The 2,523-nt window shown below is 63.2% G+C and carries 3 protein-coding genes; all 3 read left to right on the forward strand.

Features of this window, described 5'->3' with window-relative positions; all coding sequences use genetic code 11:
• The first annotated feature begins 214 nt into the window (after positions 1 to 214).
• Entirely contained in the window at positions 215 to 667 is a 453-nt protein-coding gene (locus tag ACIP9H_RS42255) for a hypothetical protein (RefSeq protein ID WP_401964262.1), read from the forward strand.
• 75 nt (positions 668 to 742) lie between these two features.
• Entirely contained in the window at positions 743 to 994 is a 252-nt protein-coding gene (locus tag ACIP9H_RS42260) for a hypothetical protein (protein ID WP_401964264.1), read from the forward strand.
• A 644-nt stretch (positions 995 to 1,638) separates the two neighbouring features.
• Positions 1,639 to 2,091, forward strand: a complete 453-nt coding sequence (locus ACIP9H_RS42265; protein ID WP_401964266.1) for an SMI1/KNR4 family protein — start codon at positions 1,639 to 1,641, stop codon at positions 2,089 to 2,091.
• Positions 2,092 to 2,523 lie beyond the last annotated feature (432 nt).

Raw genomic sequence — 2,523 nt, forward strand, 5'->3', positions numbered from 1 at the left:
AGCGGGTACTTCCTCGGGGCAGGCATCGTCAGGGCTCCTCTCATGAGACCCATCTGACCCGCTGTCACCCTTCCCCGCATCTCGGGGGAACCTCACACCGTCTCCCGCACACCGCCAGCTTGGCAGACAGCACGGCAGACTCGCTGGCTCCTCCGGCAGGTTCACACCCACGCGACCCTGATCAACGGACCCGAGCCGAGGAAGGGAAACCAGCATGGCCAAAGAGACGCCACCGGGGCGGGAGCGTGCCGCCGCCACGGGTACGCAACGCGGCAGGCTCCGCGAACAGGCTCCCGTAGCCGTGCTGGGTGCCGACCAGCCCCGGCCCCCCGACGGGCAGAAGAGACAAAGCCTCCACCACCAGACGGCGCAGGAACCGCGCCTGCTGCCCTGGACCACCCCCGAGGGGAAGTCCTGCTACCTCAGCACCGATGGCCGGGGCTACCTCGCCGCCCTCGCCGACAGCATCGAGACGATCCAACTCGCCATGGGCGAAGACCTGCTGGAGTACACCCGAGGCATCATCGCCCCCGGAGCACGGACACCGACGGACGTCGAATACCGCTGGCTGGCCTGCCGCCTGACCGAGGCCCTGTCGGACGCCCTCAGAATCGCGGACTCACGCGGACAGCGCATCCCCCCGCCACCAGCACCCGACGAGCACTGACCGACACCCGCGCCACGCCGGCACGGCAGCAGACCTCCGAGACCTGATGACCCCACCGAGGCAAAGGACCCGCCGATGGGCACGACCACCCGCTACCGGTTCCGCGAGTACCACGTGACCACCGCCCCGGACCCCACGGCGCTGCCCACCTACCAGGCCGTCTGCATCACCGGCGACGAACACGACTGCGCAGCCACCTCCGGGACGACGCACACCCCCGAGGAACTGACCCGCTGGATTGCCGAACACTGCGCCCAGACCGACCACACGTCCTACGAACAGACCACCCACACCATCCTCCGCGCCGAGCCCGGAAACTGGCAGTAGCAGGCCCGATTCCCAGCGCCCCACCGAAGCCCGCCGCACCAGACGCCACAAGACCAAGTGGTCTAGACCGCCGACGGCAGTAGTGACGGCAACAACCACCGACATCGGCGCACAACCACGGACCTCGACGGACCGTCAAAACCTCGCTCACCTGCGAAAACGCAGGTAGAGCAGGGTCGAGTGCCACACGTACTATGTCCTCGCCGGAGTCATGCCGGTTCTCGTTCACAATTGTGGAGACGTTCCGGCCGGAGTGGCGTGCACTTGCGGCCCTGGGACAGGGGCAGGGCCGGCAGATGATGCGATTCGTCATTCGGGACCTTGGACTCGGTCCGACATAATCCGTGGCTCTCTGGGGTTGCGTCCAAATCAACTCGGGGATCGCATTGAGATTCACCACGCGGACCAAATGCCTGGGTCCGGGATTCATGAACTAGATCAGGACGTACACCGAGGTGCCGGTACGGATCTTCATCGGAATAAGACCCCCGGTGGCGAAGGTCTCAATAGGGGTGTCGATAAGAAAATGCGGACTGAAGACACGCAACTACACTGGTGGTACAGATCTCAAGAACAGGGCTGGGGGACGTATAGCGCTGACCACTGGTACGATAACTGGCCCGGACAATGATCGGTTGTGAGCCATGAATTTTGCAGAGTTCGATGAGCACTTGTCGGCTGCCCGTGCGAAGCGTGTGGGCCTGAGCGACCCGGAAGGGGGTGTCTTTGAGTCGCAACGGGCGTCCGTGGCAGAGCTATCACATGCGGAAGTTATCCTGGGAACATCTCTTCCCGCCGAATACAAGGAGTTCATGCAACGGTACGGTGGTGGAATGTTTCTGTTCCTCGATCTGCTGCCTATTGCTGCTCATGGGAACCCAGAAGACGTTCTGAAGGTTCATGAACGTGAGTTCAAGAACACGAGCTTTATTCCTGTCGCTCCTGTGGGAACTGGCGATTGGTGGGGCTTCTTGTCGGCTGAAGGTCGATGCTCGCCCGAGGTCTATTTTTGGGATCATGAGGGCGGTCCAGTTCAGCTTGAGTCCGGCAGCTTTCTGGAGTTCATGGCGCGTGAAGGGCTTCGATTGGGTAAGTGAGGTTTTCTCAATGAAGATCACTTCCATTGCCCGTTGAGGACGAGGGCGGCGCGGACGATGTCGCCTATGCGGGTCGGGCTGAGCGTGACGTGCTGTGAGGTTGCGTCCTTGGAAGTGGTGTTGCGGGTTGGACCTGATGCGGGGGTTTGCTCCGGCGTCCGGGTTGGTGGCCCGCATAGACAAACGGCCACCGGCTGATCTTCGAAGTGTTGAAGCCTCGAAGGAGATCAGCACGATGACCGCACCAGACAGTCTGCCCCTGCACGTCCTCGCCGAGGAGAACCTCGCAGCGGCGAGTCCCGATCTGCTGCGCGCAATGGTCAAAACGTTCGCCGACGCACCGCCGTAGGCACCGTCGGCCTCGACGACACCCAGGCCATCGAACGCCAGCGCACCGATCCCTTCGGCGTCGAACGCGGAACCCAGCCCGGT

This window comes from Streptomyces sp. NPDC088732 (assembly GCF_044751205.1).
Classification (GTDB): Bacteria; Actinomycetota; Actinomycetes; order Streptomycetales; family Streptomycetaceae; genus Actinacidiphila.

Excerpts from the sequence above, each read along its gene's own strand:
- ACIP9H_RS42265 (WP_401964266.1), top strand. The coding sequence starts at position 1,639 with ATGAATTTTGCAGAGTTCGATGAGCACTTGTCGGCTGCCCGTGCGAAG.
- ACIP9H_RS42260 (WP_401964264.1), top strand. The coding sequence starts at position 743 with ATGGGCACGACCACCCGCTACCGGTTCCGCGAGTACCACGTGACCACC.
- ACIP9H_RS42255 (WP_401964262.1), top strand. The coding sequence starts at position 215 with ATGGCCAAAGAGACGCCACCGGGGCGGGAGCGTGCCGCCGCCACGGGT.